A 25,110-nucleotide genomic window follows, 5' to 3' on the forward strand; every position below is an offset into this window, starting at 1 on the left:
TAGAGCACTGTTATGGCTAGCGGGTCATCGCGACTTAGCAAACCATGGCAAACTCCGAATACCAGGACAGACTGTACGGGAGACACACGGCGGGTGCTAACGTCCGTCGTGAAAAGGGAAACAACCCAGACCCGCAGCTAAGGTCCCCAAGTTCTAGCTAAGTGGAAAACGATGTGGAAAGGCATAGACAGCCAGGAGGTTGGCTTAGAAGCAGCCACCCTTTAAAGAAAGCGTAATAGCTCACTGGTCGAGTCGGTCTGCGCGGAAGATTCAACGGGGCTCAAGCTAGACACCGAAGCTCGGGGTGCACAGCAATGTGCGCGGTAGAGGAGCGTTCCGTAAGCCTGTGAAGGTGGGTCGAGAGGCCTGCTGGAGGTATCGGAAGTGCGAATGCTGACATGAGTAACGATCATGCGGGTGAAAAGCCCGCACGCCGAAAGCCCAAGGTTTCCTCGCGCAACGTTCATCGGCGCAGGGTGAGTCGGCCCCTAAGGCGAGGCAGAAATGCGTAGTCGATGGGAAGCCGGTTAATATTCCGGCACTCTTCTCAAGTGCGATGTGGGGACGGAGAAAGTTAGGTCTACCGGGCGTTGGTTGTCCCGGGGAAAGGCGGTAGGTGGGGTGCTTAGGCAAATCCGGGCATCCATACACCGAGCACCGAGACGAGCCCTTTTTTGGGCGAAGTGACTGACACTACGCTTCCAGGAAAAGCCACTAAGCTTCAGCTTGAGAGAACCGTACCGTAAACCGACACTGGTAGGCAGGGTGAGAATCCCAAGGCGCTTGAGAGAACTCGGGTGAAGGAACTAGGCAAAATGGCACCGTAACTTCGGGAGAAGGTGCGCCCATCGGGGTGGCTACGTGCGTAGCTGAGCTCTGATGGGTCGCAGTAACCTGGCCGCTGCGACTGTTTATCAAAAACACAGCACTCTGCAAACACGAAAGTGGACGTATAGGGTGTGACGCCTGCCCGGTGCCGGAAGGTTAAGTGATGGGGTCAGCCGCAAGGCGAAGCTCTTGATCGAAGCCCCGGTAAACGGCGGCCGTAACTATAACGGTCCTAAGGTAGCGAAATTCCTTGTCGGGTAAGTTCCGACCTGCACGAATGGCGTAACGACAGCGGCGCTGTCTCCACCCGAGACTCAGTGAAATTGAAATCGCTGTGAAGATGCAGCGTTCCCGCGGCAAGACGGAAAGACCCCGTGAACCTTTACTACAGCTTCACACTGAACGTTGAGTTCTTCTGTGTAGGATAGGTGGGAGGCTGCGAAACCCGGACGCCAGTTCGGGTGGAGCCATCCTTGAAATACCACCCTGAAGTGCTTGACGTTCTAACCTCGGCCCGTGATCCGGGTCAGGGACCGTGTGTGGTGGGTAGTTTGACTGGGGCGGTCTCCTCCCAAAGCGTAACGGAGGAGCACGAAGGTACGCTCAGCGCGGTCGGACATCGCGCACTGTGTGCAAAGGCATAAGCGTGCTTGACTGCAAGATCGACGGATCAAGCAGGTACGAAAGTAGGTCTTAGTGATCCGGTGGTTCTGTATGGAAGGGCCATCGCTCAACGGATAAAAGGTACTCCGGGGATAACAGGCTGATACCGCCCAAGAGTTCATATCGACGGCGGTGTTTGGCACCTCGATGTCGGCTCATCACATCCTGGGGCTGTAGCCGGTCCCAAGGGTATGGCTGTTCGCCATTTAAAGTGGTACGCGAGCTGGGTTCAGAACGTCGTGAGACAGTTCGGTCCCTATCTGTCGTGGGCGTTGGAGATTTGAGGGGGGCTGCTCCTAGTACGAGAGGACCGGAGTGGACGTTCCGCTGGTGTGCCGGTTGTCATGCCAATGGCATTGCCGGGTAGCTATGAACGGAAGTGATAACCGCTGAAAGCATCTAAGCGGGAAGCACGCCCCAAGATGAGATCTCCCGAGCCTTCAAGGCTCCTCAAGGCACCATGTAGACTACGTGGTTGATAGGCAGGATGTGTAAGCGCAGCAATGCGTTGAGCTTACCTGTACTAATGCGCCGTGCGGCTTGACCATATAACCCCAAGGCGCTTCGCGCCAACGCCGCGATAGATCCGGCTCCTTCCGCCAGACGCTTGTCACTCGTTTACCTTATGTTTGACGCGAAGTCCTTGCGCGTAGAGCCACATCCGCCGTCCATGGCGGACTCTTCGAAAAATAAGGACTTCAAAGTTCGAAGCGGGCGCCACCGGCGCCGCTTCTACCCCTTCCCTGGCGGCCATAGCGCTGTGGTCCCACCCGATCCCATCCCGAACTCGGAAGTGAAACGCAGCCGCGCCGATGGTAGTGTGCAACTTCGCATGCAAGAGTAGGTCACCGCCAGGGTCCCCTTCCCATACCCCAAACCCCCGCCCAGCCATGGACGGGGGTTCGGTTTTTTCAGGGTGTACATCGAGCTTCGAAGGCCTTTCTCCTCAGGGGCTGCCCAATGTTCGTTCATGTTGAAACGCGGCGCCGGCGATCGTCTCCCTGGGTGACGGCGTTGTTGGTGGTCTTCTGCGTCGGCTGTTTCGTCGGTCTTGCGCTGGTGCCGCCGCCCAAGCGTTTATCCTTGCTGCTGCAGTGGGGCACGGTGCCGGCCAATGTGTTCGACGCGCAGGATTCGTGGCTGCGGCAATGGTGGGATCCGGCATTGCTGCGGCTTTTCACGGCACTGTTCATCCATGTGTCGTGGATCCATCTCTTGAGCAATCTGCTCTTTTTGACGATTTTCGGCCTTCCGGCCGAACGCCTGCTGGGCTCGTTGCGTTTTTTGTTCCTGTTTCTGGCCGGCGGGATGGTGGCCAATCTCGTGGGCGCCCTGACCCTGGCGGGCGTCAAGCTACCCATCATCGGTTGCAGCGGCGCGGTGTCGGCCGTGCTCGGCGCCTATGCGGCGCTGTTCCCGCGGGCCAGGCTTGGCCTGGTGCTGCCGCTGGGTCTTTACCTCGAGTTCGTGCGGGTGCCCGCTTTTCTGCTCATCGCCATTTGGGTCCTGCTGCAGCTGCTGTTCAGTTATGCCGGCCCGAGTTATGGCGCGGTGGTGTGGTGGACGCATATCACCGGCTTCCTGTTCGGCATCGTCTTTGCGTTACTCTCGCGTCAGGCAATCGCACGGCGTCTGCGTGGCTGAGATGGATTCCCGAAAGCTCTACAAGATTTCCTTCCTGTCCTTGGGCAAATGCTACGAGCTTTATGCCGAGCACGTGGCGTCGAGCCCGATGTGGGGATTCACGGAAGTGGCCGGGCTGGTGTTCGATCCGCCCGCTCCCGGCCGGGTGATCGACCCCACCGAAGAGCGCCTGCGCGAAGAGTTCAAGGACACGCGTGTGTTGCATCTGCCGCTGCAGGCGGTGGTGCGCATCGAGGAGGTCGAGCGCAAGGGGGCGATGCACATACGCGATGCGATGGGCGGCGAAAAAATCACCCCTTTCCCGATGCCGCCGCGCAGCCGTTGATCCAAAAGCCGGATCCCGCGGATGAGCGGCATGCGTTGCTATCGATACGGTGACCACGCCGTCGTGTTGGCGGCGCAGGGGCCGCCCTCGCTTGCCTGCCAACAGCGGCTATGGACGCTTGCCGAGCGGGTGCGCACCTGGCCGCAGGTAGAGGACGTCGTGCCGGGCATGAACAATCTCACGTTGATCTGCCGGCCGCTCAGGATGGCCTTTGACGAGCTGACGCACAGATTGCGTGCCGCCTGGATGGATGCCGAGGCGGAGGCGCTGAGTGGCCGCGAGGTGGATATTCCGGTCGATTACGGCGGCGAGCATGGGCCGGACCTGGAGGAGGTCGCGCGCCTGACCGGTCTGACTGCCGGCGAGGTGGTGTCGCGCCACGCCGGTGGCGACTATGTGGTGTTTTTTCTGGGCTTCCTGCCGGGGTTTGCCTATCTGGGCGGATTGGACCCGCGCCTGCACGTGCCGCGCCGTGCCACGCCGCGGCTGTCGGTGCCGGCAGGCTCGGTAGGCATCGGCGGTGCCCAGACCGGCATCTATCCGCTGGCCGCGCCGGGCGGATGGCAACTGATCGGGCGCACGTGCGAGGTGTTGTTCGACCCGACACGCACGCCGCCGACCCTGCTTGCGCCGGGCGATCGCGTGCGGTTCCGCATCGCCAGCGTGCGGCCGTGATGAGTAGGGGCGCGCCGGTCGTCGAGGTGTTGCGCGCCGGCTTGCTGTCGAGTGTGCAGGACCGCGGCCGGTTCGGCTGGCGGCACCTCGGCATCGTACAAAGCGGCGCCCTGGATGCGCTCGCGCTCGAACTCGGCAATCGCCTGGTCGGCAATGCGCCGACGGCCGCGGCCATCGAGATCACGCTCGGTCCGGCGCGTTTTCGCTTCACCGGGGCGACGCGGGTGGCGCTCACCGGCGGCCTGTTCGCGGCGAAGCTCGATGATCGGCCGTTTTCCAGCGGGTGGAGCATCCCGGTGCCGGCCGGCGCGGTGCTGAGCCTGCCGGCGGCAAGCGCTGGCATGCGCGGCTATCTGTGCGTGAGCGGCGGCGTGGCGGTGCCGCGGGTGTTGGGTTCGCGCAGCACCGATCTTGCCGCCGGCTTCGGCGGCTGGCAGGGACGCGCCCTGCGCGATGGCGATGCGCTGCCGCTCGGCGCGCCGGCGTGGGCGGCTGGCATCCATGCGCCGGCCTTCGGCGTCAGGCTGCCAGAAAATGCCTGCGGATCCTGCCCGCAGACGGCCGAGGCCGAGCCGCTGACGGTGCGCGTCATGCCGGGGCCCGAGTACGGCGCTTTGCCGCGGGCGACGCGGCGGCGCTGGTGGACACAGACCTGGCGGCTGTCGGCCGACAGCAACCGCATGGGCTATCGCCTGACCGGTGCGGAACTCGACCGTGGGGGCCAGGCGAGCCTGCCTTCGCACGCGGTCGTACCGGGGACGATCCAGGTGCCGCCGGACGGCCGGCCGATCATCCTCATGAACGATGCGCAGACTACCGGCGGCTATCCGCGCATCGGCGTGGTGATCGCCGCCGATCTGTGGCGGCTGGCCCAGCTCAGGCTCAAGGCGCCGGTACGTTTCGTGCCGGTCACGGTCGCCGCGGCGTGGGCCGCGTGCTGGGCCGAGCGTCATTATCTGCGCCGGATCGATGCGGCGCTGCGTCTGGCCGGGCTGCCGGGAGAACCGCATGACGACAGCAATGGTTGAGATCGACCTCAATGCCGATGTCGGCGAGGGCTGCGGCACCGACGAGGCGCTGTTGGAACTGGTGAGCTCGGCCAACATCGCCTGCGGCTGGCATGCCGGCGACGCACGGACGATGCGCGCATGCGTACGCGCCGCGCTGGCGCAAGGCGTGGCGATCGGCGCGCACCCGAGTTTTCCCGACCGCGAGCATTTCGGCCGCCGACCCATGCAGGTGCCGGCCGACGAGCTGCGCGCCGGCGTGCTCTATCAGATCGGCGCGCTGGAGGCGATCGCGCGGGCCGAGGGCGGCAGGCTGGCGCACGTCAAGCCGCACGGCGCGCTATACAACCAGGCGGCACGCGATCCGGCGCTGGCCGAGGTGATCGTCGCGGCCGTGCGTGATTTCGATCCGCAACTGGCGCTGTACTGCCTGGCCGGCAGCCGCTGCGCGCAACTCGCCCGCGCGGCTGGACTTTGCGTGGTCGAGGAAGCCTTCGCCGACCGGGCCTATCGCGCCGACGGCAGTCTGGTGCCGCGCGACGAACCCTGCGCGCTCATCGAGGACGTCGACACGATGCTGGCGCGCGTGCTCGAGATGCTGCGCCACCGGCGCGTCACTACCCGCGAGGGCGACTCGATACCCTTGTCGGTGCAGACCATCTGCCTGCACGGCGATGGCGCGCAGGCGATCGCCCTGGCGCGGGCCTTGCGCCAGGCGCTGCTCGAACACGGCGTGCGCATCCGCGCACCTTGTCATCGCGATACGGTCTGAAGGAAGCGCTGATTTATGCAGTGCTTCCTGGCCGGGGCAGGATGCCCCGGCATGAGTCTAAGGGCGCAAGCCCTTGGATTCATGGAGCGCGGCGCGGGCGTGACCCTTGCCGCAGCGAGCTGAAAAATGCCATGGACGGAATTTTCAGCATCTCCCTTAAGCTTCCCCGGCGCCGGTCATGTGCCGGCGGACGAAACGGCGCAGCAGTCCGCGCGCCACCGGCGTGGCCGCCACCTGGCGGAACAGTCGTCCGGGATCGTCGCCCTCGCTGCGGATCGCCGCGTGCTTGTGCCGCACGTAGGCGCGCATCACTTCGGCGTTGAATTCCGGATGGAACTGCACGCTCAAGGCGTATCGGCCATAGCGCACCAGGTGATGCGGGTCGCGCTCGGAACGCGCGAGCGCGATGGCGCCCGGTGGCAATTCCATCACGCCCTGCTCATGCGTGGTGTGGGCGCGGAAGCTGGCCGGCAGGTTGCCGGCGAGCGGGTCGAGCGCGGCCTCGGGCCGGCAGGTGATCAGCTGCGTGCCGATCTCGCGACCGTCCGGCAGATAGTCGACGCGTCCGCCCAGCGCATGCGCCATCAGTTGATGGCCGTAACAGACGCCGAACAGCGGCAGCTCGACGTCCATGGCGTCGCGGATCCACCCGGCCGTGTGCTCGCTCCAGGACAGTCGTTCGGTGACCATCGCCGCCGAGCCGGTGATGAGGGCGCCGGCCACGCTGCGCGGCGGCGGCAGCGCGTCGCCAGCGGCGACATCGACCACGCGCACGGCCGACACCGGCAGCGCGGCGGCGATCCGGAACCAGTGCGGAAAGTCGCCGTGCCGGGCGCGAATCGGCGTCGGCGCGCTGCCGGTGCGGATGATCAGGACGGGTTTCGGCGGCATCACTTTACGCATGCTGGGTTTGGACGTCTTTACGGATCGATGGCCAAAAGCTCGTCGCTGGGCGGCAGCACGGCGAGCACTTCTTCCACCGTGGTCACCCCGCGCGCCACCTGCGCGGCCGCCGAAATGCGCAGCGGCCGCATGCCCTCGGCCAGTGCAGCGGCGGCGAAGCGGTTGAGATCCAGCTGCGGCGTGATGAGGCCGCGCAGCCGGGCGCCGAGCGAGAGCATCTCGTAGATGCCGGTGCGGCCGAGAAAGCCGGTATGCCGGCATTCCAGGCAGCCCACCGGTCGGCAGACCTGTGCCGGCAGCGGCAAGGACCAGCCGTGGGTGAGCGCGGCCCAGGTATGCGGGTCCTGCGCGGCCGGCTGCTTGCAGTGCGCGCACAGCGTGCGCACCAGGCGCTGGGCGACGACACCGGTCAGCGTGGACTGGATGAGATAGTGCGGCACGCCGAGATCGAGCAGGCGGGTGACCGCGCTCGGCGCATCGTTGGTATGCAGGGTCGACAACACCAGATGGCCGGTGAGCGAGGCCTGCACCGCCATCTGCGCGGTTTCCAGGTCGCGGATCTCGCCGATCATGATGATGTCCGGATCCTGCCGCAGCAGCGTGCGCACGCCGGCGGCGAAGTCGAGGTCGATCGCCGGCTGCACCTGCATCTGGTTGAACTCGGGGCTGACCATCTCGATCGGGTCTTCCACCGTGCACACGTTGAGCTCGGGCGTGGCCAGGTGCTTGAGCGTGGAATAGAGCGTGGTGGTTTTGCCGGAGCCGGTCGGCCCGGTCACCAGCACGATGCCGTGCGGACGCTCGACCATGCCGCGCCAGGCGGCGTTTTCCTCCGCCGAGAAGCCGAGCTGGGCGAAATCCTTGGCGACGATGTCCGGATCGAAGATACGCATCACCACCTTCTCGCCGAAGGCGGTGGGCATGGTCGAGATGCGCAGCTCCACCTCGCGGCCGGCGGCCGAGCGGGTCTTGATGCGGCCATCCTGCGGGCGGCGCTTCTCGGCCACGTCCATGCGCGCGAGGATCTTGATGCGCGCGGTCACCGCGGTCATCACCGGCGGCGGCAGCTCGAACACCTTGTGCATCACGCCGTCGATGCGAAAGCGCATGCGGCCGGCCTCGCGGCGCGGCTCCAGGTGGATGTCCGAGGCGCGCTGCTCGAAGGCGTACTGCAGCAGCCAGTCGACGATGTGCACGACGTGGCGGTCGTCGGCGCCGACCTCGCCGCTCTTGCCGAGTTCGACCAGCTGCTCGAAATTGAGCAGCGCGCCGCCGTCGTAGCCGCCGTTGGCCTTGGCGTCCTGGGCGAGCTGGATCGAGCGCTGGACGCCGTAGAACTCCTGCAGATAGCGGTTGATGTCGATCGGGCTGGACACCACGCGCTTGATGTCGCGGCGGAGCATCTGCGCGAGGTCAGCCGCCCAGGCCGCATCGAACGGCTCGGCGCTGGCGAAGGTCGCCTCGCCGGGCGCGGCGGCCACCGGCAGGATGCGATGACGCTGCGCGTAGGCGTGGCTCACCACCTGGGTGACCGCGGCCACGTCGATCTTCATCGGATCGATCTTGAGATAGGGCAACCCGGCCTGGCCGGCCAGCCACTCCGTGAGGTTTTCCAGGCTGAGCGGCCGCCCTGGATCGCGCAGGTTGGCCAGGCGCGCGTTGGCGATCACCACCAGGGGATGCAGTTCCACCGTACTGCGTCCGGCGCGCTGGCCCATGCGCACCTGGCGCGCATCCTCCGCGGTGATGAAGCCATCAGCGACCAGCGCGGCCAGGACGTCTTCGAGCCCCAGCCGGCCGCGCCGGCCGAGCAGAGTGGCAATGGGCGAGGCGGCCATGGCGGCGCGGGTGCTCCTTCGCAAATGCAAGCCTTGCCGGACAGCATAGCGGCCGTGGGCGCTGCGGGGCACGGTTATACTTGTCGGCTTCACGTCCGTGTCGCCACAAAGCCCATGCCCGCGCCCACCTTCCAGGAAGTGATCCAGACCCTGAACCGCTACTGGGGCGAGCAGGGCTGCGTGCTGTTGCAGCCGCTCGACACCGAGGTCGGCGCCGGCACCTTCCATCCAGCCACTTTTTTGCGCGCGCTCGGCCCCGAACCCTGGGCCGCCGCCTACGTGCAGCCCTCGCGCCGGCCCACCGATGGCCGCTACGGTGAAAACCCCAACCGCCTGCAGCATTACTACCAGTACCAGGTGGTGATGAAGCCCAACCCCGAGGACATCCTCGAGCGCTACATCGGCTCGCTCGTGGCGCTCGGCATCGATCCGCAGATCCACGACCTGCGCTTCGTCGAGGACAACTGGGAGTCGCCCACGCTCGGCGCCTGGGGCCTGGGCTGGGAGGTGTGGCTCAACGGCATGGAAGTCACCCAGTTCACCTATTTCCAGCAGGCCGGCGGCCTGGAATGCCGGCCGGTCACCGGCGAGATCACCTACGGCCTGGAACGCCTGGCCATGTACCTGCAGAACGTGGACAACGTCTACGACCTGGTGTGGGCGCGCGCGCCGCACGGCATCGTCACCTATGGCGACGTGTTCCACCAGAACGAGGTGGAGCAGAGCACCTACAACTTCGAGTACGCCAACGTGCCCGAGCTGCGGCACTGGTTCGACGTCTGCGAGGCGGAGGCCAACAAGCTGATCGCCCTCGGCCTGCCGCTGCCGGCTTACGAACAGGTGATGAAGGCCAGCCACACCTTCAACCTGCTCGACGCCCGCCGCGCGATCGGCGTCACCGAACGCCAGCGCTACATCCTGCGCGTGCGCGCGCTGGCGCGCGGCGTGGCCGAGGCCTATGTCGCGCAGCGCGAGAAGCTCGGCTTTCCGGGCCTGAAGAAGAACACCGAGGAGCAGGCCGCATGAGCCAGCCCAAGTCGCTGCTGATCGAGCTGGGCACCGAGGAACTGCCGCCCGGCGCACTCGACGAACTGGCCGCCGCCTTCCTGCGCGGCATCTGCCAGGGCCTTTCCTCCCGCGGCATCGACGCCGGGCTGTCGTCGGCCCGTGCCTACGCATCGCCACGCCGGCTGGTCGTATACGTGCCGGCGGTGGCCGCCGCGCAGCCGGCGCAGACCATCGAGCGCCGCGGCCCGGCGGTGCGCGCCGCGCTGGATGCCGAGGGCCAGCCGGGTCCGGCCCTGCTGGGTTTTGCGCGCTCCTGCGGCGTCGCCGTGGAACAGCTGGAACAACTCACGACCGACAAGGGCGCCTGGTTCGTCTATCGCAGCGTGCAGCCCGGCCAACCCGTCGCCGCGCTGCTGCCGGCCATCGTCGACGAGGCGCTCAAGGGGCTGCCGATCCCGCGGCCGATGCGCTGGGCCGACCACGACTTCAGCTTCGTGCGCCCGGTGCACTGGCTGGTGATGCTGCACGGCGACGCGCTGGTCGAGGGCAAGGTGCTGGGGCTTGCCAGCGGACGGCTTTCGCGCGGCCATCGCTTCATGCATCCGGGCCCGGTGCCGATCGCCGACGCCGACGGCTGGCTGGACGCGCTGCGGGCGGCGCGCGTGTTGGCCGATCCCGCCGAGCGCCGCGCCCGTATCCGCGACGAGGTCGCCCGCGCGGCGGCGCAGACCGGCGGCGTGCCGCAACTGGACGAGGCCCTGCTCGATGAGATCGCCAACCTCACCGAATGGCCGGTGGCGATCGCCTGCGCCTTCGAGCGCGAGTACCTGGCGGTGCCGCCGGAGGTGCTGATCACCACCATGGAAACGAACCAGAAGTTCGTGCCCGTGCTGGATGCGCAGGGGCGGCTCACCGAGCACTTCATCGGCGTGGCCAATGTCCACAGCGCCGATCCGGCGCAGATCCGCAAGGGTTACGAGCGGGTGATCCGCCCGCGCTTCGCCGATGCCAAGTTCTTCTGGGACGAGGATCTCAAGACGCCGCTGGCCGGCTACCAGGAGGCGCTCAAGCAGGTCACCTACCAGCAGGCGCTCGGCACCCTGTGGGGCAAGAGCCTGCGCGTGGCCGAGCTGTCGCGCATCATCGCCGGCCGGATCGGCGTCGATGCCGCCGCGGCCACGCGGGCGGCGGCCCTGGCCAAGTGCGACCTGGTCACCCGCATGGTCGGGGAGTTTCCCGAGCTGCAGGGCATCATGGGCCGCTATTACGCGCAGCATCACGGCGAGTCGCCGGACGTGGCCGCGGCGATCGACGAGCACTACCGGCCGCGTTTCGCCGGCGATGCCATCGCCGCGGGGGCTCTCGGCCGCGTGCTCGCCGTCGCCGATCGCGTGGATACCCTGGCCGGCATTTTCGCCGTCGGCCTCAAGCCGACCGGCAACAAGGATCCGTTCGCCTTGCGCCGCGCCGCGCTGGGGCTGGCGCGCACCTTGATCGAGGGCGAGCTCGATCTCGACCTCGACGCGCTCATCGTCGAGGCGCTGGAGCTGCTGCCGGTCACCGCGTTCGGCGGCCAGGAAGGCACGGCGCCCGCCACCCGCCGGGCCGCCCTGCGCGGTGAACTCATGGGCTTCGTGTTCGAGCGCCTGCGCGGCTATTACGCCGAGCGCGGCTTCGACGTCGCCGCTTTCGAGGCCGTGCTCGCGGTGCGGCCGACCAACCTGCACGATTTCGACCGTCGTCTGCGCGCCGTGCTCGCCTTCGCCGGCCGCCCCGAGGCGGCGAGCCTGGCCGCGGCCAACAAGCGCGTGGCCAACCTGCTGCGCAAGGAAGAGGAAAGCGGCGCGGCGATTCCGGCCAAGGTCGATCCGGCCCGCCTCGAACTGGAGGCCGAGCGCGCCCTGGCCGCGGCGCTCGAGGCCGCCCGCAGCGACGCCGCGGCGGCCTTGCGCAGGGGCGACTATGCAGCCGCGCTGGAACGGCTCGCCCGGCTGCAGCCGGAGGTCGACCGCTTCTTCGACGAAGTACTGGTCAATGCCGAAGATCCCGCGCTGCGCGCCAATCGCCTGGCCTTGCTCGCCCAGCTGCGGCGCGAATTCGGTGCCATCGCCGACATCGCACGGCTGTGAGCGGCCAGCTGCCCGGCAGGTGATCCAGGTCGCGTCGATCACCGCCAGGCGGACTTGACTTTCCCGTCCGCGGGGGTTTGCTCTATCCTTGCAGCCTCCCCCGAAGAGGCTTTGAGGATCCGCGCGCGGATGCCCGGGCTTTTTCCGTTTTCAGCGTCGCCCCCTCGTTCCCTTTATCAGTTCAAGAGGTCCCCATGCGCAGGATGGTTTGGTCATTGATGTCCGCGGCCGCGTTGGTCCTGGCCGGCTGTCACGGCGCGGATTCCGATTCCGCATCGCCGGGTGCGCCGGCCGGCAGTGCCAGCAGCCGTGCCGCCGCCCAGCCGGCCAACCGCGTCACCGGCACCATCAACCTGCGCGAGGGCAGCGCCCCGCCTTCGGCCGACGCCAAGCTCGAGATCCGCCTGGTCGACGTCTCGGCCCAGGACGCCGCGCCGCTGGCCAGCAAGACGATCGCGCCGGCCAACCAGTTTCCGCTGTCGTTCGAGCTCGACTTCAACCCGGCGGACATCAACCCGGCCGACCTCTACGTGGTGCAGGCCGAGCTGGTCGATGGCGAGCGCCATTACGCGATGGTCCTGCAGACCCCGGTGCTGACCAAGGGCGCCTCCAACCAGGTGTCGATCCAGCTCGCGGCCGAGCAGACGCCCGGCGAGAAGCAGCTGCGTGAATTCCAGGCGCTGCAAAAGCAGCTCGGCGGCATGAAGATCACCAGCGGCACCCGGCTCGACAAGGACGTGTCGCGGGCCTGGCAGGTGTTCCGCGCCGGCGGCACCGTGCGTCTGGTACGCATGCAGGCCGATTACGGCGACAAGGGCTTCGTCAGCACCGACTACGCCTACCAGGACGGCGCGCCCTGGGTCATCGTGCAGCAGAAGAAGTCCGGCAAGGATGCCAAGCCGGACGCGGTGATCCGCGTGGCCTGGGACAAGAGCGGCAACGTGGTGCTGCACGAGACCGAGGCCGGCGGCAAGACCTCGCCGCTGGCGGACGACGAGGTGGCCCGGCTCAAGAAGGAAGCCCAGGACGTACTCGGCATGGTGACCGGCGGCAAGGGCAAGTAACGCCGTCCCCGCGCTTCGTCACCGTCAGCCACGAAAAAGCCCGCCGGATGGCGGGCTTTTTCGTGGCGGCACCGTCCGCTTCGCAAGCGGCGGCGCGCGGGAGGTCAAGGCGCTTACTTGATCTTGCCTTCCTTGTAGATCACGTGCTTGCGGATGACCGGGTCGTATTTCTTGAACTCGAACTTTTCCGGCGTGTTCTTCTTGTTCTTCTGCGTGGTGTAGAAGTGGCCGGTGCCGGCCGAAGAGATCAGGCGGATCTTGTCCTGCGATTTGCTGGCCATGGGTCGGGCTCCTTAAATTTTCTCGCCACGGGCACGCAGCTCGGCGATCACGGCCTCGATGCCCTTCTTGTCGATGGTACGCAGCGCGTGGTTGGAGACGCGCAGTTTCACCCAACGGTTTTCGCTGGGGACCCAGAAGCGGCGCTCGTGCAGGTTGGGCAACCAGCGGCGGCGGGTCTTGTTGTTGGCATGCGAGACGTTGTTGCCGGTCTGCACACCCTTTCCGGTGACTTGGCATACACGGGCCATGATGACCTCCGTAAACGTGAAGACCGTCCCTTGGCCAGGACGGCGTCGGCCCAGCGACGCCTTGGGAAGGCGCCACGCGATGGCTGGAGGATGCAGCATCGATGTGCCATGGTGCCCGCATCGCGCGGCGGGCAGACCCTTTTCAAGGCAAGGGCGGCATGATCGAGCCGCTTATTATGCGGCAAGCGTGAAGTCAAGCGCAAACGCAAAGGCGCGCAGCCTCGCCACCCCGCGATGCGAAAGTCTGCCGCTCCCGACCCGGGTTATGGGACAATTCCATGCTTTGCATGGGACCGCAGGTCCGGCGCCGCACGCTTTCGGCCATGGCCGGACACGACGTCGAGGCCCTGCAGTTTTCGGCCAGGACGCGGCTTCAAAAGCGCCGCGCCTGCCGAGCCTTCCTTGAAGGCGGCGCTCACGCTCCGCCTTTTCCAACGACAAAGATCAGCGCGAGGGACATCCAATGGTCGACGACGCCAACCACGGGCCGGGCAACGGCCAGGCCATCCAGCCACAGCTGGTGCTGCAGAAGATCTACGTGAAGGACCTGTCCTTCGAGGCGCCCCATGCGCCGCAGATCTTCCAGGAGATCGCCGCCACCGAGGAACAGCCGCAGGTGGAGCTCAACCTGGGCCAGCGTGCCACCGCGCTCGGCAACGACCTCTACGAGGTGGTGCTGAGCCTCACCCTGACCTGCGCGCTCGGCGAGCGCACCGCCTATCTGGCCGAGGTGCACCAGGCCGGCGTGTTCGGGATCGCCGGTTTCAGCGAGCAGGACCAGGCCGGCATCATCGGCAGCTACTGTCCCAACCTGCTGTTCCCCTATGCGCGGCAGGTGATCTCGACGCTGGTGCTGGAAGGCGGTTTCCCGCCGTTCCTGCTGCAGCCGATCAATTTCGACGCGCTGTTCGCCGAACAGCAGCGGCGCATGGCGATGGGCGGCGGCGAGGCGCCGACGCTCAACAGCTGAAAAAGCCGCGGCATGGCTGATTCGCCACCGATCGTCAGCGTGCTGGGCGCGGGCTCGTGGGGCACCGCGCTCGCCGCGCTGCTGGCCCGCAACGGCGTGCCGACCCGGTTGTGGGGCCGCGACGCCGTCGCGCTCGCGCAGATGGCGCAGTCCCGGCGCAACGTGCGCTACCTGCCGGAGCTGACCCTGCCGGAGGCGCTGGTCTACGAAGCCGATCTCGCGCTCGCGGTGGCGCAAGCCGACATCGCGCTGATCGTGGTGCCCAGCCATGCCTTTGCCGACACCCTGGCCGCGATCGTGCCGCGGTTGTCGGCGGAGGCGGCGATCGCCTGGGCCAGCAAGGGCTTCGAGCCGGGCACCGGCCGCTTTCTCCACGAACTGGTGGCCGAGCGGCTGCCGGGCCGGCCGGCGGCGGTGATCACCGGGCCTTCGTTCGCGCGCGAGGTGGCGGCGGGCTTGCCCAGCGCGATCACCGTGCATGCCGCCGACGAGGCCTTCGCCGTCCGCCTCAGCCGTCTGCTGCATGCGCCCAATTTCCGCGCCTATTCGGGCACCGACGTGCTCGGCGCCGAGCTCGGCGGGGCGATGAAGAACGTGCTGGCGGTGGCCACCGGCGTGGCCGACGGCATGGCGCTCGGCCTGAATGCCCGCGCCGGCCTGATCACCCGCGGCATGAACGAGATGCTGCGGCTGGGCAAGGCCTTGGGCGCCCGGCCCGAGACGCTGATGGGTCTGGCCGGGCTCGGCGACCTGGTGCTCACCACCACCGGTGATCTTTCGCGCAATCGCCGGCTGGGCCTGGCCCTGGGCCGCGGCATGGCCCTGCCGGAGGCCCTGCGCGAGATCGGGCAGGTGGTCGAGAGCGTGCTCACCGCCGATGAGGTCATGCGCCTGGCCGACAAGCACGGATTGGATCTGCCGATCTCCAGCGCCGTGCAGGCGGTGTTGCGCGGCGAGGTGACGCCCGCCGAGGCGTTGCGCCAGCTGATGGCGCGTGAGCAGAAACCCGAATATCCCGCGGAGCTGTTCAGCCCGGCCTGAGGGCGGCGTTTCCCCCGAGGCGAAGCCCCGTCTGCACGCCGCGCGGACCGGGGGCTTGCTAAGCTCGGTCTTTTGGCCGTTTTTACGGACCGGTGCATGCAGCAGGCCGACGACCACCCGCCTTTCGCCCAGGACGCCTTGCCCGCGCCCTGGCGGGCGCTGCTGGCACCGCCTCCGTCCACGGCCGCGGCCGCGGTGCTCGGCTTTTTCATCGATCTGGCCGCGGCGGCCGGCAAACCCTACGCGCAGCTCGAAGTGGCGCCGGTGCGGCTCGAAATGGCCGAGGACGGCCGCTACGCGCGGGCGCTGCCGCTCGATGCGCGCGAACTCCCCGCCGCGCCGCTGACACCGGCCGAGCAGCGCCTGGCCGCGGCGGTGCTCGGCCTGCCGCAGAGCCTGCGCAAGGGGCGCAGTTACGCCCAGCTGCTGGGGCCGGTCGGCGATGCGCTGCTGGAGGACATACTCGGCGTGCCCTGTTTTCTCGGTGGCCTGGCCGGCTTGAGGCTGGGTCGCGGGCCGTCGCGGTCTTTCACCTGGCATTGGGCCCTGGAGGCGGACGGCCGGCAGCGGCTGCTGCCCGTGCTCGCCCAGGGCCTGCGCCTGCTCCGGGTGCACGGCCTGTGGTATCTCGATCCCGGACAGGCGCAGCTCGGCCGCTTGCAGGCCTCGGCGGCGGAGGCGGCCTGGCTGGACCTGCCGCCCCTGCGCCCGGAGGACAGCGCGGCCCTGCGCGGGGCGCTGGCCGCCGACGAGGCGCTCGCCGCGCGCATGCCGCCGCCGCGGGTGTTCGAGGAGATCCGCCGCGAGGAGCCGGCGCCCCGACCGGTGCTCACCTTGCATGCGCTGACCCGGCACGCGCGGCTGGCCGCCGGCACGCCGCCGCTCGCCTATGCGCGGCTCGCCTTCGACTATGCCGGCGAACGCTTGCCCGGGCGCGGCGGCGACCCGCTGGTGCGGCGTGTCCGCCACGGCCGGCTGGTTGAGATCGCCCGCCGCCGCGCCGAGGAGCTCTCGGCGATGGAACAGCTCGAGCGCGCCGGGCTCACGCCGGCCGTGGACACCGAAGGGCTGCCCTGGGATCTGGCCGACACCCTGCCCGAGGACGCCTGGCTGTTTCCGGGCAAGGGCCACGCCGGTGCGCTCGAGGTCAACACGCCGGCGCGCTGGCTGGCATTGCGGCCGCGGCTGGAGGCCGAGGGCTTCCAGCTCGACTATGCGCCGAGCTTCCCGTTCGAGGTGCTGGAAGGGCCGGTGCGCTGGTACGGCCGGGCCAGCGAGGATGCCGATGACCAGGCCTTCGACCTCGAGATCGGCATCGAGGTCGAGGGGCAGCGGCACAATCTGCTGCCGGCGGTGGCACAGGCGCTGGCCGAACATCAGCTCAGTCTGCGGCCGTCGCCGAACGAGACGGAGGACGCGGTCTGGTATGCGCCGCTGGACGCGCGCCGGCGTGTGCCGGTGCGGCTCAAGGAGCTGCGCGGCCTGCTCGCGCCGCTGGCCGAATACCTGGACTGTCCGCGGCCGCAGCTGCACTTGCCGCGGGTGCAGGCCGGACGGCTGGACGAGCTCGCCGCCGCGCTGCCCGGCGGCGGCGAGCTCGAGGCGCCGGAGGATCTGCGCGGGTTCACCGCGCGCCTCAGGGCGGCGGCCGAGCGCGCCAGCGACGCGGTACCGGCCGGGCTCACCGTCACCTTGCGCCCCTATCAGCGCGAGGGGCTGCGCTGGCTGAACGCGCTGGCCGAGGCCGGCGTGGGCGGGGTGCTGGCCGACGACATGGGCCTGGGCAAGACGCTGCAGCTCATCACCCACCTGCTCGCGCTCAAGGAACGCGGCGCGCTGGATCACCCCGCGCTGATCGTGGTGCCGACCAGCCTGATTCCGAACTGGCAGGCCGAGCTTACCCGTTTCGCGCCTTCACTCAAGGTGCTCGCCCTGCATGGCCCGCAGCGTGGCGGCGACTTCAGCCAGCTCGGCGCGCAGGACGTGGTGCTGACCAGCTACGCGCTGCTGCCGCGCGACGTGACCGCCCTGCGCCGGCAGCCGTTCGCGCTGATCGTGCTCGACGAGGCGCAGCAGGTGAAGAACCCGCGCACCCAGGCGCGTCGCGCCGTGCTCACCTTGCGCGCGCCGCGCTGCGTGTGCCTGACCGGCACGCCGCTGGAGAACCACCTGGGCGAGCTGTGGTCGCAGATCGACCTGGCCGTGCCCGGCCTGCTGGGTGACGAGAGCGCGTTCCGCCGCCATTACCGCGTGCCGATCGAGAAGCAGCACGACGCCGATTGCCAGGCGCGGCTCAACCGGCGCATCGCGCCGTTCGTGCTACGCCGGACCAAGGCTCAGGTCGCCGCCGAACTGCCGCCCAAGACCGAGATCGTGCGCCGCGTGGTGCTCGACGGCCGCCAGCGCGAGCTCTACGAGAGCCTGCGGTTGACCCTGGCCGAGGAACTGCGCCGGGTGATCGCCCAGCGCGGGCTGGCGCATTCGGGCATCGTCGTGCTCGATGCACTGCTGAAGCTGCGCCAGGTGTGCTGCGATCCGCGGCTGGTCAAGCTGGAAGCCGCGCGCGGCGTGCACGAGTCGGCCAAGTTCGAGCTGCTGATGGACATGCTGCCGGCGCTGCTGGACGAGGGGCGCAAGGTGCTGCTGTTCTCGCAGTTCACCGAAATGCTCAAGCTGATCGCCGCCGAGCTCGACCGCCGCCGCCTGCGCTACGTCATGCTGACCGGCGAGACGCGCGACCGCGCCGAGCCGGTGCGCCGCTTCCAGGAAGGCGAGGCGCCCTTGTTCCTGCTCTCGCTCAAGGCCGGCGGCGTGGGCCTCAACCTCACCGCCGCCGACACCGTGATCCACTACGACCCGTGGTGGAACCCGGCGGCCGAGGAACAGGCCTCCGATCGCGCCCACCGCATCGGCCAGGACAAGCCGGTGTTCGTGTTCCGCCTGATCACCGTCGGCACGGTGGAGGAGCGCATCGAGGAACTCAAGGCGCGCAAGGCCGAACTCGCCGCCGCGGTGCTGGAAGGCGGCGGCAGTCGCGAGCGGCTGCATTTCGACGAGTCCGACCTCGAGGCCCTGCTCGCGCCGCCCTGAAGACCGCGAGCCGCCGGTCGCCGCGTCAGCCGCCGGCGAGCAGGGCGGCGATGCGCGCCATGTGCGACTGCGCGGTCTCGCGCACGGCGGCCTTGTCCGCTTCCGGGTCGCGGCCCTGCCAGTGCAGGTCCTCCTGCGGCAATTCGTGCAGGAAGCGGCTCGGCCGGTTGGCGAGGATCTCGCCGTATTTCTTCGTCCGCGCCGACCAGGACAACGTGAGCTGCTCCTTGGCGCGGGTGATGCCGACGTACATCAGGCGCCGTTCCTCGTCCAGGCGGCCCTCGTCGATCGCCCCCTCGTGCGGCAGCGTGCCGTCTTCGCAGCCGACGATGAACACGAAGCGGAACTCCAGCCCCTTGGCCGCGTGCAGCGTCATCAGGCGCACCGCATCGCCCGGGTCGTCGCGGTCGACGTGGCCGAGCAGGGCGAGCTGCGCGGCCAGATCGCCGGCGCGGGCGCCACCGCGCTGCATGGCGCGGAACCAGTCCACGAGTTCGCGCAGATTGGCCAGGCGCCGTTCGCGCTGCTCGGGGTCGGCCACGCTGGCGGCCAGCTGCGCGGCATAGCCGCTGCGCGCGAGCACGCGCTCGACGAGCGCGGCGGCGTCCTCGTGCACGGCTGCGCTGTGCAGCTCGTCGATCAGCGCGGTGAACTGCGCCAGTGCCGCCGCCGGCCGCGGCGCGAGCTGGCGCAGCACCGCGTCGCTCTGCGCCGCCTCCAGCAAGGTCACGTGTCGCGACTGCGCGAGCTGGCCGAGCTTCTCCAGCGTGGTCGCGCCGATCTCGCGTTTGGGCGCGTTGACCACGCGCAGGAAGGCGGCATCGTCGCTCGGGTTGACCAGCAGGCGCAGGTAGGCGAGCACGTCCTTGACCTCGGCACGGTCGAGGAAGGACAGCGCGCCGGTGAGGTGATAGGGCACGCGGGCCAGGCGCAGCGCCTTTTCCAGCGGCCGCGCCTGGAAGTTGCCGCGGTAGAGCACGGCGATGTCGTGCCAGCGCGCCTTGTGTTTTTCCACCAGCGTGGCGGCGATGGCGGCGACGCGCTCGGCCTCGTGCTCGGCGTCCTTGCATTCGAGCACGCGGATCGGCGCGCCTTCCGGATGCTCGCTCCACAGCCGCTTGGCATGCAGATGCGGGTTGTTGGCGATCAGCGCATTGGCCGCGCGCAGGATGCGCTTGCCGCAGCGGTAGTTCTGTTCGAGCTTGATCACCTTGAGCTGCGGAAAATCGCGGCCGAGCTGGGCGAGGTTCTCCGGGTTGGCGCCGCGCCAGGCATAGATCGACTGGTCGTCGTCGCCCACGCAGGTGAAGCGGCCGTGCGCGCCGGCCAGCGCCTTGAGCAGGCGGTACTGGGCATCGTTGGTGTCCTGGTATTCGTCCACCAGCAGGTAGTCCAGGCGCGCGCGCCAGGCCGCACGGCAGGCGTCGTCCTCCTCCAGCAGGCGCAGCGGCAGCCGGATCAGGTCGTCGAAATCCACCGCATTGAAGGCGGCCAGGCGGCGCTGGTAGGCGGCGTAGATCGTCGCCGCCTCCAGCTCGCGCGGGCTGGCTGCGGCGGCGAGCGCTTCTTCCGGCGAGAGACCGGCGTTCTTGGCGCGGCCGATCAGCTGGCGCAGGCCGGCGAGCGCGTCCGGCTTGCTGCCGGCCGGCGCCAGTTCCTTGATCAGTGCCGCGGCATCGTCCGCGTCCAGCACGGAGAACCCGCGGCGCAGCCCGGCACGGGCGTGCTCGACTTGCAGGAACTTGAGCCCGAGCGCATGGAAGGTGCACACGGTGAGCGCCGCGGCATCCTCGCCGCCGAGCTGCCGGGCCACGCGTTCGCGCATCTCGCGCGCGGCCTTGTTGGTGAAGGTGATCGCGGCGATCTTGCCGGCGGCAAAGCCGCGCCGCCGGATCAGGTGCGCGATCTTGCTCGTGATCACGTGGGTCTTGCCGGAGCCGGCGCCGGCAAGCACCAGCAGCGGACCCTCGCAGTAGTCGACGGCGGCCTGTTGTTGCGGATTGAGCACGTGCGGTGAGAGAGCGTTCGGCGGGGCGACGCCGCCGGCCGTCCGGCCGGCGGAAGGGCCGCCTACTGTGCCACACTTGACGATCGCATCGCGTCCGTAGCGGCGCGCTTTTTCAAGGTTCGCCAAGCCGCTTTCGATGGCCAAGCTTTATTTCTATTACTCGGCGATGAACGCCGGCAAGACCACCACGCTGCTGCAGAGCGCCTATAACTATCACGAGCGCGGCATGCGCACGCTGATCCTGACCCCGGCGCTGGACGACCGCTACGGCGAGGGCAAGGTCGCCTCGCGCATCGGGCTCCAAGCCGACGCGCGCCGCTTCGCCGCGGACGCCGATGTGTACGCGCTGGTCGAGGCCGACATCGCCGCGCGCGGGCCGCTGCACTGCGTGCTGGTGGACGAGGCGCAGTTCCTCACCCGCGCACAGGTGTGGCAGCTCACCGACGTGGTCGACCGTCGGCACATCCCGGTGCTCGCCTACGGCCTGCGCACCGATTTTCGCGGCGAGCTGTTCGAGGGCAGCCGCCACCTGCTCGCCTGGGCCGACGAGCTCACCGAGATCAAGACCATCTGCCACAGCGGCCGCAAGGCGACCATGGTGGTGCGCGTGGACGAGCACGGTCGCGCGGTCACCGAGGGCCCGCAGGTGGAAATCGGCGGCAACGACCGCTATGTCTCGGTCAGCCGCGCCGAGTTCAAGCACATCACCCAGGGCCACGGTCGGCTCGAGCTCAAGCAGAACGTGCTGCCGCTCGGCGAGGCGCCGCCGGTGGCCGACGACGAGGATTGACGATGAACGATTCCACCGCGCCGCGCTGGCCGCGACCCTACTGGCGGCAGCCGGGCGAAAACGTCCTGCTGCAGTTCTACGTGTTCGGCGGCTTCGCGCGCGATCTCGCCATCCCGGCCGGACGCTACGACAGCCGCGGACTGCCCGAAGGCGTCGAGCTCAAACGCTTCCAGAACGCCGTGCTGCGCGACTGGGAAGGCTATCCGCTGGCCGGCGCGCTCGGCGAGGTGCTGCGCGAGGAATCGCCCGAGGTCTACGAGGCCGCGCGCCGGGCGCCGGAGGTGCTGGTGATCCGCGGCGAGCTCGCCGATCCCGATTCGCTCGACTATCTGCGCGACACCCTGGGCGTCATCGCCGGCCTGCTCGACGTCGGCGGCGGCGCGGTGCTCGATCCGCAGATCCTCTCGCTGTTCGCCGCCGAGGACTGGCGTCGGCGCTACCTCGTGCCCGGCGGCGCACCGCCACGCAACCATGTCCTGATCCTGCGGCGCGAGGAAGAGGACGCCGCCGGCCGCTCGCGCATCAACACGCGCGGCATGCGCAAGTTCGGCCGCCCCGATCTCGACCTGCGTCACGTGCCGGACACCGCGCTCGACCGCGCCGGCGCGCTGTGCGAGCAGCTCGTCGAACTCATGATGCTGGGCGCGGATTTCGTCGATGGCCAGCGCCTGGAGGTCGAGGGTCTCGCCACCGCGCTCGCCGTGCAGCGCGGCATCGACGAGGCCGAATTCGGCCACGCCTACGTTGCGCTGCGCTGGCCGTGAATCCAAAGCCTCAGACGGCGTGCCGACGCCAGGGCTTGATGGCGTCAAGCGTCTGGGCGATACGGTCCTTGGTCAGGGCGAGGTCGTAATCGGCCTGCAGCCCGATCCAGAAATCCTCGCTGGTACCGAAAAAGCGTGCCAACCGTAGGCCAGTGTCGGCGGTGATGCCGCGCCGGCCGGCGATGATCTCGCCGACGCGCGTGGCGGGAATGTCGATGGCCTTGGCCAAGCGATACTGGCTGATGCCCATCGGCACGAGGAATTCCTCGCGCAGGATCTCACCCGGGTGCGGATAGGGAACGGTACGCATGATCTCTCTCGATGCTTGTCGTGGATGGGGCCGTGGTTAGTGGTAATCGACGATTTCCACGTCATAGGCATCGCCTCGGTGCCAGCGGAAACACACGCGGAACTGGTCATTGATGCGGATGCTGTAGTGGCCAGCCAGGTCGCCCTTCAAGGCTTCCAGGCGGTTGGCGGGCGGTATGCGCAGATCGTCCAGGCGGCCGGCACGGTTGAGCATGGCGAGTTTGCGCATGGCAACGGTTTCGATGCTGGCCCAGCGGCGGACGCGCCTGCCGTTGAACAGGGCTTCCGTGTCGGCGCTGCGAAAGGTCCGGATCACGCTCGTATCATAACGTTTGTCGTTATTAACGACAAGCGTCATCATTGCCGTGGCTTTCAACGCTGGCAGCGCGGACACCAGAACGTCGAGCGCTGGCCCAAGGTGACCGCGCGGATCGGCGTGCCGCACACGCGACACGGCTCGCCCTCGCGGCCGTAGACGAACAGTTCGCGGAAGAAATAACCCGGCGCGCCGTCGGGGCTGAGAAAATCGCGCAGCGTGGTGCCGCCGCGTTCGATCGCCCACGCGAGGATGCGCTTGACCTCGGCGGCCAGCCGCGCATGGCGCGCGCGCGACACGCCGCCGGCCGCGCGGCGCGGATCGATGCCGGCGGCGAACAGCGCCTCGCTGGCGTAGATGTTGCCGACGCCGACCACGATCGCGTTGTCCATCAGGAAAGTCTTCACCGCGGCGCGGCGGCCGCGCGAAAGCCGCCACAGCCGATCGCCGTCGAAGGCGTCGGTGAGCGGCTCGGGGCCGAGCCCGGCGAGCAGCTCGTGCGTCTCGCCGGGTGGTTGCCACAGCAGGCAGCCGAAGCGGCGCGGATCGGTGAAGCGCAGCACGCGCGCGGCGGCATCGGCACCGGCTTCGAGCGCGATGTCGATGTGATCGTGCGGGCCGGGCGGCGTGTCCGGCGGCAGCACGCGCAGCAGGCCGCTCATGCCCAGATGCAGCAGCGCGCTGCCGGCGGCGGTGTGCAGCAGCAGGTATTTCGCGCGCCGTTCCACCGCCTCGATGCGCTGTCCGGGCAGCCGCTCGGACACTTCACGGGGGATCGGCCAGCGCAGGTCGCTCCGGCGCAAGGTCACCGTGACGATGCGCCGGCCGAGAAGGTGGGGCGCGAGGCCGCGGCGCGTGGTTTCGACTTCAGGCAGTTCCGGCATGGGAGTGGATGGAAAGGCCGTGCGGTGGCGAGACGCGGCTCAGGGCCGCTCCGCGAGGCAGAGCGGCCCTGCCCTGCGCAGGCTCATTCCCAGGCGACATGGAAGCTGCCGGGCTGGTCGATGCGCTCGAAGGTATGGGCGCCGAAGCAGTCGCGCTGGGCCTGGATCAGGTTGGCCGGCAGCCACGCGCTGCGGTAGCCGTCGTAGTAGGCGGCCGCCATCGACAGGCACGGCACCGCGATGCCGTGGGCGAGCGCGGTGCCGACCACTTCGCGCAGGGCGTCCTGGTAGGCGCAGGCGACCTTGCGGAAGTCCTCTGCGAGCAGCAGGTTGGGCAGTTCCGGCTGGGCGCGGAAGGCGGCGGTGATCGCCTCCAGGAAGCGCGCGCGGATGATGCAGCCGCCGCGCCAGATCGCGGCGATGGTGCCGTGGTCGAGCGGCCAGTGGTATGCGGTCGCGGCGGCGCGCAGCTGCGCGAAACCCTGCGCGTAGGAGACCAGCTTGCCGAGGTAGAGGGCGCGGCGGACCTTCTCCACGAAAGCGGCGCGGTCGCCCTGGAAGCGCGCCGTCTGCGGCCCGGTGAGCAGCTTGCTGGCGGCCACGCGCTCGTCCTTGAGCGCGGAGAGCAGGCGCGCGAACACTGCTTCGGTGATCAGTGACAACGGGACGCCGAGGTCCAGCGCGCTCTGGCTGGTCCATTTGCCGGTGCCTTTCTGCGCGGCGCGGTCGAGCACGAGGTCGATCAGCGGCTGGCCGGTGCGCTCGTCGCGCTTGCGGAAGATGGCGGCGGTGATGCCGATGAGATAGCTGTCGAGCTCGCCGCGGTTCCATTCGGCATAGATGTCGGCCAGTTCCGCGTTGCCGGCGCCGAGTACGCCCTTGAGCAGGGCATAGCTTTCGGCGATCAGCTGCATGTCGCCGTATTCGATGCCGTTGTGCACCATCTTGACGTAATGGCCGGCGCCGTCCGGTCCCAGGTGGGCCACGCACGGCGTGCCGTCCGGCGCACGCGCGGCGATCGCCTCGAAGACCGGCGCCACCAGGGCATAGGCCTCGGCCGGACCGCCGGGCATGATCGAGGGGCCGTGCAGCGCGCCCTCCTCGCCGCCGGAGATGCCGGTGCCGATGAAATGCGCGCCGGCTTCGCGCAGGCGCCGCTCGCGCCGGATGGTGTCCTGGAAATGGCTGTTGCCGCCGTCGACGACCACGTCGCCCGGCGCGAGCAGGGGCAGCAGCGCGTCGAGCATCGCATCGACCGGCGCGCCCGCCTTGACCATCAGCACGATGCGCCGTGGCCGCTCCAGCGCGGCGACGAAATCGGCAAGCTCGAGGAACGGTTCGAGCTCGCCCGGATGCGCGGCCGCCACTTCTTCGGTGACCGCGCGGGTGCGGTTGAACACCGCCACCTTGAAACCATGCCGGGCGATGTTGAGCGCAAGGTTGCGTCCCATCACCGCCATGCCGATCACACCGACGTCGCAACGGCTCATGACGTGCCTCCGGTTGGCCGAATGCGGCCCGATATGGGGTGGGTCGGCACGTGTCGCAAGGC

Annotated in this window: 22 protein-coding genes and 2 rRNA genes (1 of these 24 running past the window's edge); 15 read left to right on the forward strand and 9 right to left on the reverse strand. The window is 68.6% G+C overall.

Annotated elements, in window-relative coordinates; genetic code table 11:
* From ALSL_RS00395 to pxpA, 7 genes are all read left to right on the forward strand, one after another.
* Positions 1-2,039, forward strand: a 23S ribosomal RNA gene (locus tag ALSL_RS00395) (it extends 842 nt beyond the left edge of the window).
* Positions 2,040-2,233: 194 nt separating this feature from the next.
* Positions 2,234-2,348, forward strand: a 5S ribosomal RNA gene (rrf, locus tag ALSL_RS00400).
* 103 nt (positions 2,349-2,451) lie between these two features.
* Complete coding sequence (locus ALSL_RS00405; RefSeq protein ID WP_126535598.1) at positions 2,452-3,135, forward strand: rhomboid family intramembrane serine protease; 684 nt, start codon at positions 2,452-2,454, stop codon at positions 3,133-3,135.
* A 1-nt stretch (position 3,136) separates the two neighbouring features.
* The gene (locus ALSL_RS00410; protein WP_126535600.1) at positions 3,137-3,460 is read left to right on the forward strand and encodes a DUF1820 family protein; all 324 of its coding nucleotides are present in this window, start codon (positions 3,137-3,139) and stop codon (positions 3,458-3,460) included.
* A 30-nt stretch (positions 3,461-3,490) separates the two neighbouring features.
* Positions 3,491-4,135 (forward strand): 5-oxoprolinase subunit PxpB, encoded by a 645-nt coding sequence (pxpB, locus tag ALSL_RS00415; protein ID WP_231700246.1) that lies wholly within the window; start codon positions 3,491-3,493, stop codon positions 4,133-4,135.
* Complete coding sequence (locus ALSL_RS00420; protein ID WP_126535603.1) at positions 4,135-5,163, forward strand: 5-oxoprolinase subunit C family protein; 1,029 nt, start codon at positions 4,135-4,137, stop codon at positions 5,161-5,163. Before pxpB ends, ALSL_RS00420 begins: the two co-directional genes overlap by 1 nt.
* The gene (pxpA, locus tag ALSL_RS00425) at positions 5,144-5,914 is read left to right on the forward strand and encodes a 5-oxoprolinase subunit PxpA (protein WP_126535605.1); all 771 of its coding nucleotides are present in this window, start codon (positions 5,144-5,146) and stop codon (positions 5,912-5,914) included. The genes ALSL_RS00420 and pxpA overlap by 20 nt, the downstream gene beginning before the upstream one ends.
* A 156-nt stretch (positions 5,915-6,070) precedes the next feature.
* Here the strand turns inward: pxpA and ALSL_RS00430 are convergent, their stop codons facing one another.
* Together ALSL_RS00430 and tfpB are read right to left on the reverse strand one after the other, a co-directional pair.
* Positions 6,071-6,805: a glutamine amidotransferase gene (locus tag ALSL_RS00430; protein WP_126535608.1), complete on the reverse strand. Its 735-nt coding sequence runs from the start codon at positions 6,803-6,805 to the stop codon at positions 6,071-6,073.
* A gap of 29 nt (positions 6,806-6,834) precedes the next feature.
* Positions 6,835-8,655 (reverse strand): type IV pilus assembly ATPase TfpB, encoded by a 1,821-nt coding sequence (gene tfpB / locus ALSL_RS00435; protein ID WP_126535610.1) that lies wholly within the window; start codon positions 8,653-8,655, stop codon positions 6,835-6,837.
* A gap of 114 nt (positions 8,656-8,769) precedes the next feature.
* Between tfpB and glyQ the strand changes: the two genes are divergently transcribed.
* From glyQ to ALSL_RS00450, 3 genes are all read left to right on the forward strand, one after another.
* Positions 8,770-9,681 carry a glycine--tRNA ligase subunit alpha gene (glyQ, locus tag ALSL_RS00440; RefSeq protein ID WP_126535612.1) on the forward strand — a complete coding sequence of 304 codons (912 nt, stop codon included), beginning with the start codon at positions 8,770-8,772 and terminating at the stop codon, positions 9,679-9,681.
* Positions 9,678-11,792 (forward strand): glycine--tRNA ligase subunit beta, encoded by a 2,115-nt coding sequence (gene glyS / locus ALSL_RS00445; protein WP_126535614.1) that lies wholly within the window; start codon positions 9,678-9,680, stop codon positions 11,790-11,792. Before glyQ ends, glyS begins: the two co-directional genes overlap by 4 nt.
* A 194-nt stretch (positions 11,793-11,986) precedes the next feature.
* A complete protein-coding gene (locus ALSL_RS00450; RefSeq protein WP_126535616.1) occupies positions 11,987-12,856 on the forward strand; it encodes a DUF1481 domain-containing protein in 870 nt (289 codons plus the stop codon).
* Positions 12,857-12,969: 113 nt separating this feature from the next.
* Here the strand turns inward: ALSL_RS00450 and rpmG are convergent, their stop codons facing one another.
* Together rpmG and rpmB are read right to left on the reverse strand one after the other, a co-directional pair.
* Positions 12,970-13,137, reverse strand: coding sequence for a 50S ribosomal protein L33 (gene rpmG, locus ALSL_RS00455; protein WP_126535618.1), 168 nt, complete (start codon positions 13,135-13,137; stop codon positions 12,970-12,972).
* A gap of 12 nt (positions 13,138-13,149) precedes the next feature.
* Positions 13,150-13,386: a 50S ribosomal protein L28 gene (gene rpmB / locus ALSL_RS00460; protein WP_126535620.1), complete on the reverse strand. Its 237-nt coding sequence runs from the start codon at positions 13,384-13,386 to the stop codon at positions 13,150-13,152.
* 463 nt (positions 13,387-13,849) lie between these two features.
* On the opposite strand from rpmB, the gene secB reads away from it, so the two are divergent.
* The 3 genes from secB (at position 13,850) to ALSL_RS00475 (ending at position 18,487) form a co-directional block, all read left to right on the forward strand.
* Positions 13,850-14,356: a protein-export chaperone SecB gene (gene secB, locus ALSL_RS00465; protein ID WP_126535622.1), complete on the forward strand. Its 507-nt coding sequence runs from the start codon at positions 13,850-13,852 to the stop codon at positions 14,354-14,356.
* 12 nt (positions 14,357-14,368) lie between these two features.
* Entirely contained in the window at positions 14,369-15,397 is a 1,029-nt protein-coding gene (locus tag ALSL_RS00470) for an NAD(P)H-dependent glycerol-3-phosphate dehydrogenase (RefSeq protein WP_126535624.1), read from the forward strand.
* 96 nt (positions 15,398-15,493) lie between these two features.
* Positions 15,494-18,487, forward strand: coding sequence for a DEAD/DEAH box helicase (locus ALSL_RS00475; protein ID WP_126535626.1), 2,994 nt, complete (start codon positions 15,494-15,496; stop codon positions 18,485-18,487).
* 25 nt (positions 18,488-18,512) lie between these two features.
* Here the strand turns inward: ALSL_RS00475 and ALSL_RS00480 are convergent, their stop codons facing one another.
* Entirely contained in the window at positions 18,513-20,495 is a 1,983-nt protein-coding gene (locus tag ALSL_RS00480; RefSeq protein ID WP_126535628.1) for a UvrD-helicase domain-containing protein, read from the reverse strand.
* Between the two features lie 136 nt (positions 20,496-20,631).
* Here ALSL_RS00480 and ALSL_RS00485 point away from each other — a divergent pair, with 136 nt between their 5' ends.
* Positions 20,632-21,285, forward strand: a complete 654-nt coding sequence (locus ALSL_RS00485; protein WP_126535630.1) for a thymidine kinase — start codon at positions 20,632-20,634, stop codon at positions 21,283-21,285.
* A 2-nt stretch (positions 21,286-21,287) separates the two neighbouring features.
* Positions 21,288-22,049, forward strand: a complete 762-nt coding sequence (locus ALSL_RS00490; RefSeq protein WP_126535632.1) for a hypothetical protein — start codon at positions 21,288-21,290, stop codon at positions 22,047-22,049.
* 10 nt (positions 22,050-22,059) lie between these two features.
* Here ALSL_RS00490 and ALSL_RS00495 read toward each other — a convergent pair whose 3' ends face one another.
* The 4 genes from ALSL_RS00495 to gndA all read right to left on the reverse strand — a co-directional run bounded on the left by ALSL_RS00495 (position 22,060) and on the right by gndA (position 25,048).
* The gene (locus ALSL_RS00495) at positions 22,060-22,359 is read right to left on the reverse strand and encodes a HigA family addiction module antitoxin (RefSeq protein WP_126535634.1); all 300 of its coding nucleotides are present in this window, start codon (positions 22,357-22,359) and stop codon (positions 22,060-22,062) included.
* Positions 22,360-22,395: 36 nt separating this feature from the next.
* On the reverse strand, positions 22,396-22,674 hold the full coding sequence (locus ALSL_RS00500) for a type II toxin-antitoxin system RelE/ParE family toxin (protein WP_231700312.1): 279 nt from the start codon (positions 22,672-22,674) through the stop codon (positions 22,396-22,398).
* Positions 22,675-22,730: 56 nt separating this feature from the next.
* A complete protein-coding gene (gene mutM, locus ALSL_RS00505; RefSeq protein WP_126535636.1) occupies positions 22,731-23,558 on the reverse strand; it encodes a bifunctional DNA-formamidopyrimidine glycosylase/DNA-(apurinic or apyrimidinic site) lyase in 828 nt (275 codons plus the stop codon).
* An 83-nt stretch (positions 23,559-23,641) separates the two neighbouring features.
* On the reverse strand, positions 23,642-25,048 hold the full coding sequence (gene gndA, locus ALSL_RS00510; RefSeq protein ID WP_126535638.1) for an NADP-dependent phosphogluconate dehydrogenase: 1,407 nt from the start codon (positions 25,046-25,048) through the stop codon (positions 23,642-23,644).
* Positions 25,049-25,110 lie beyond the last annotated feature (62 nt).

The sequence above is a fragment of the Aerosticca soli genome, from assembly GCF_003967035.1.
Taxonomy (GTDB): Bacteria; Pseudomonadota; Gammaproteobacteria; order Xanthomonadales; family Rhodanobacteraceae; genus Aerosticca; species Aerosticca soli.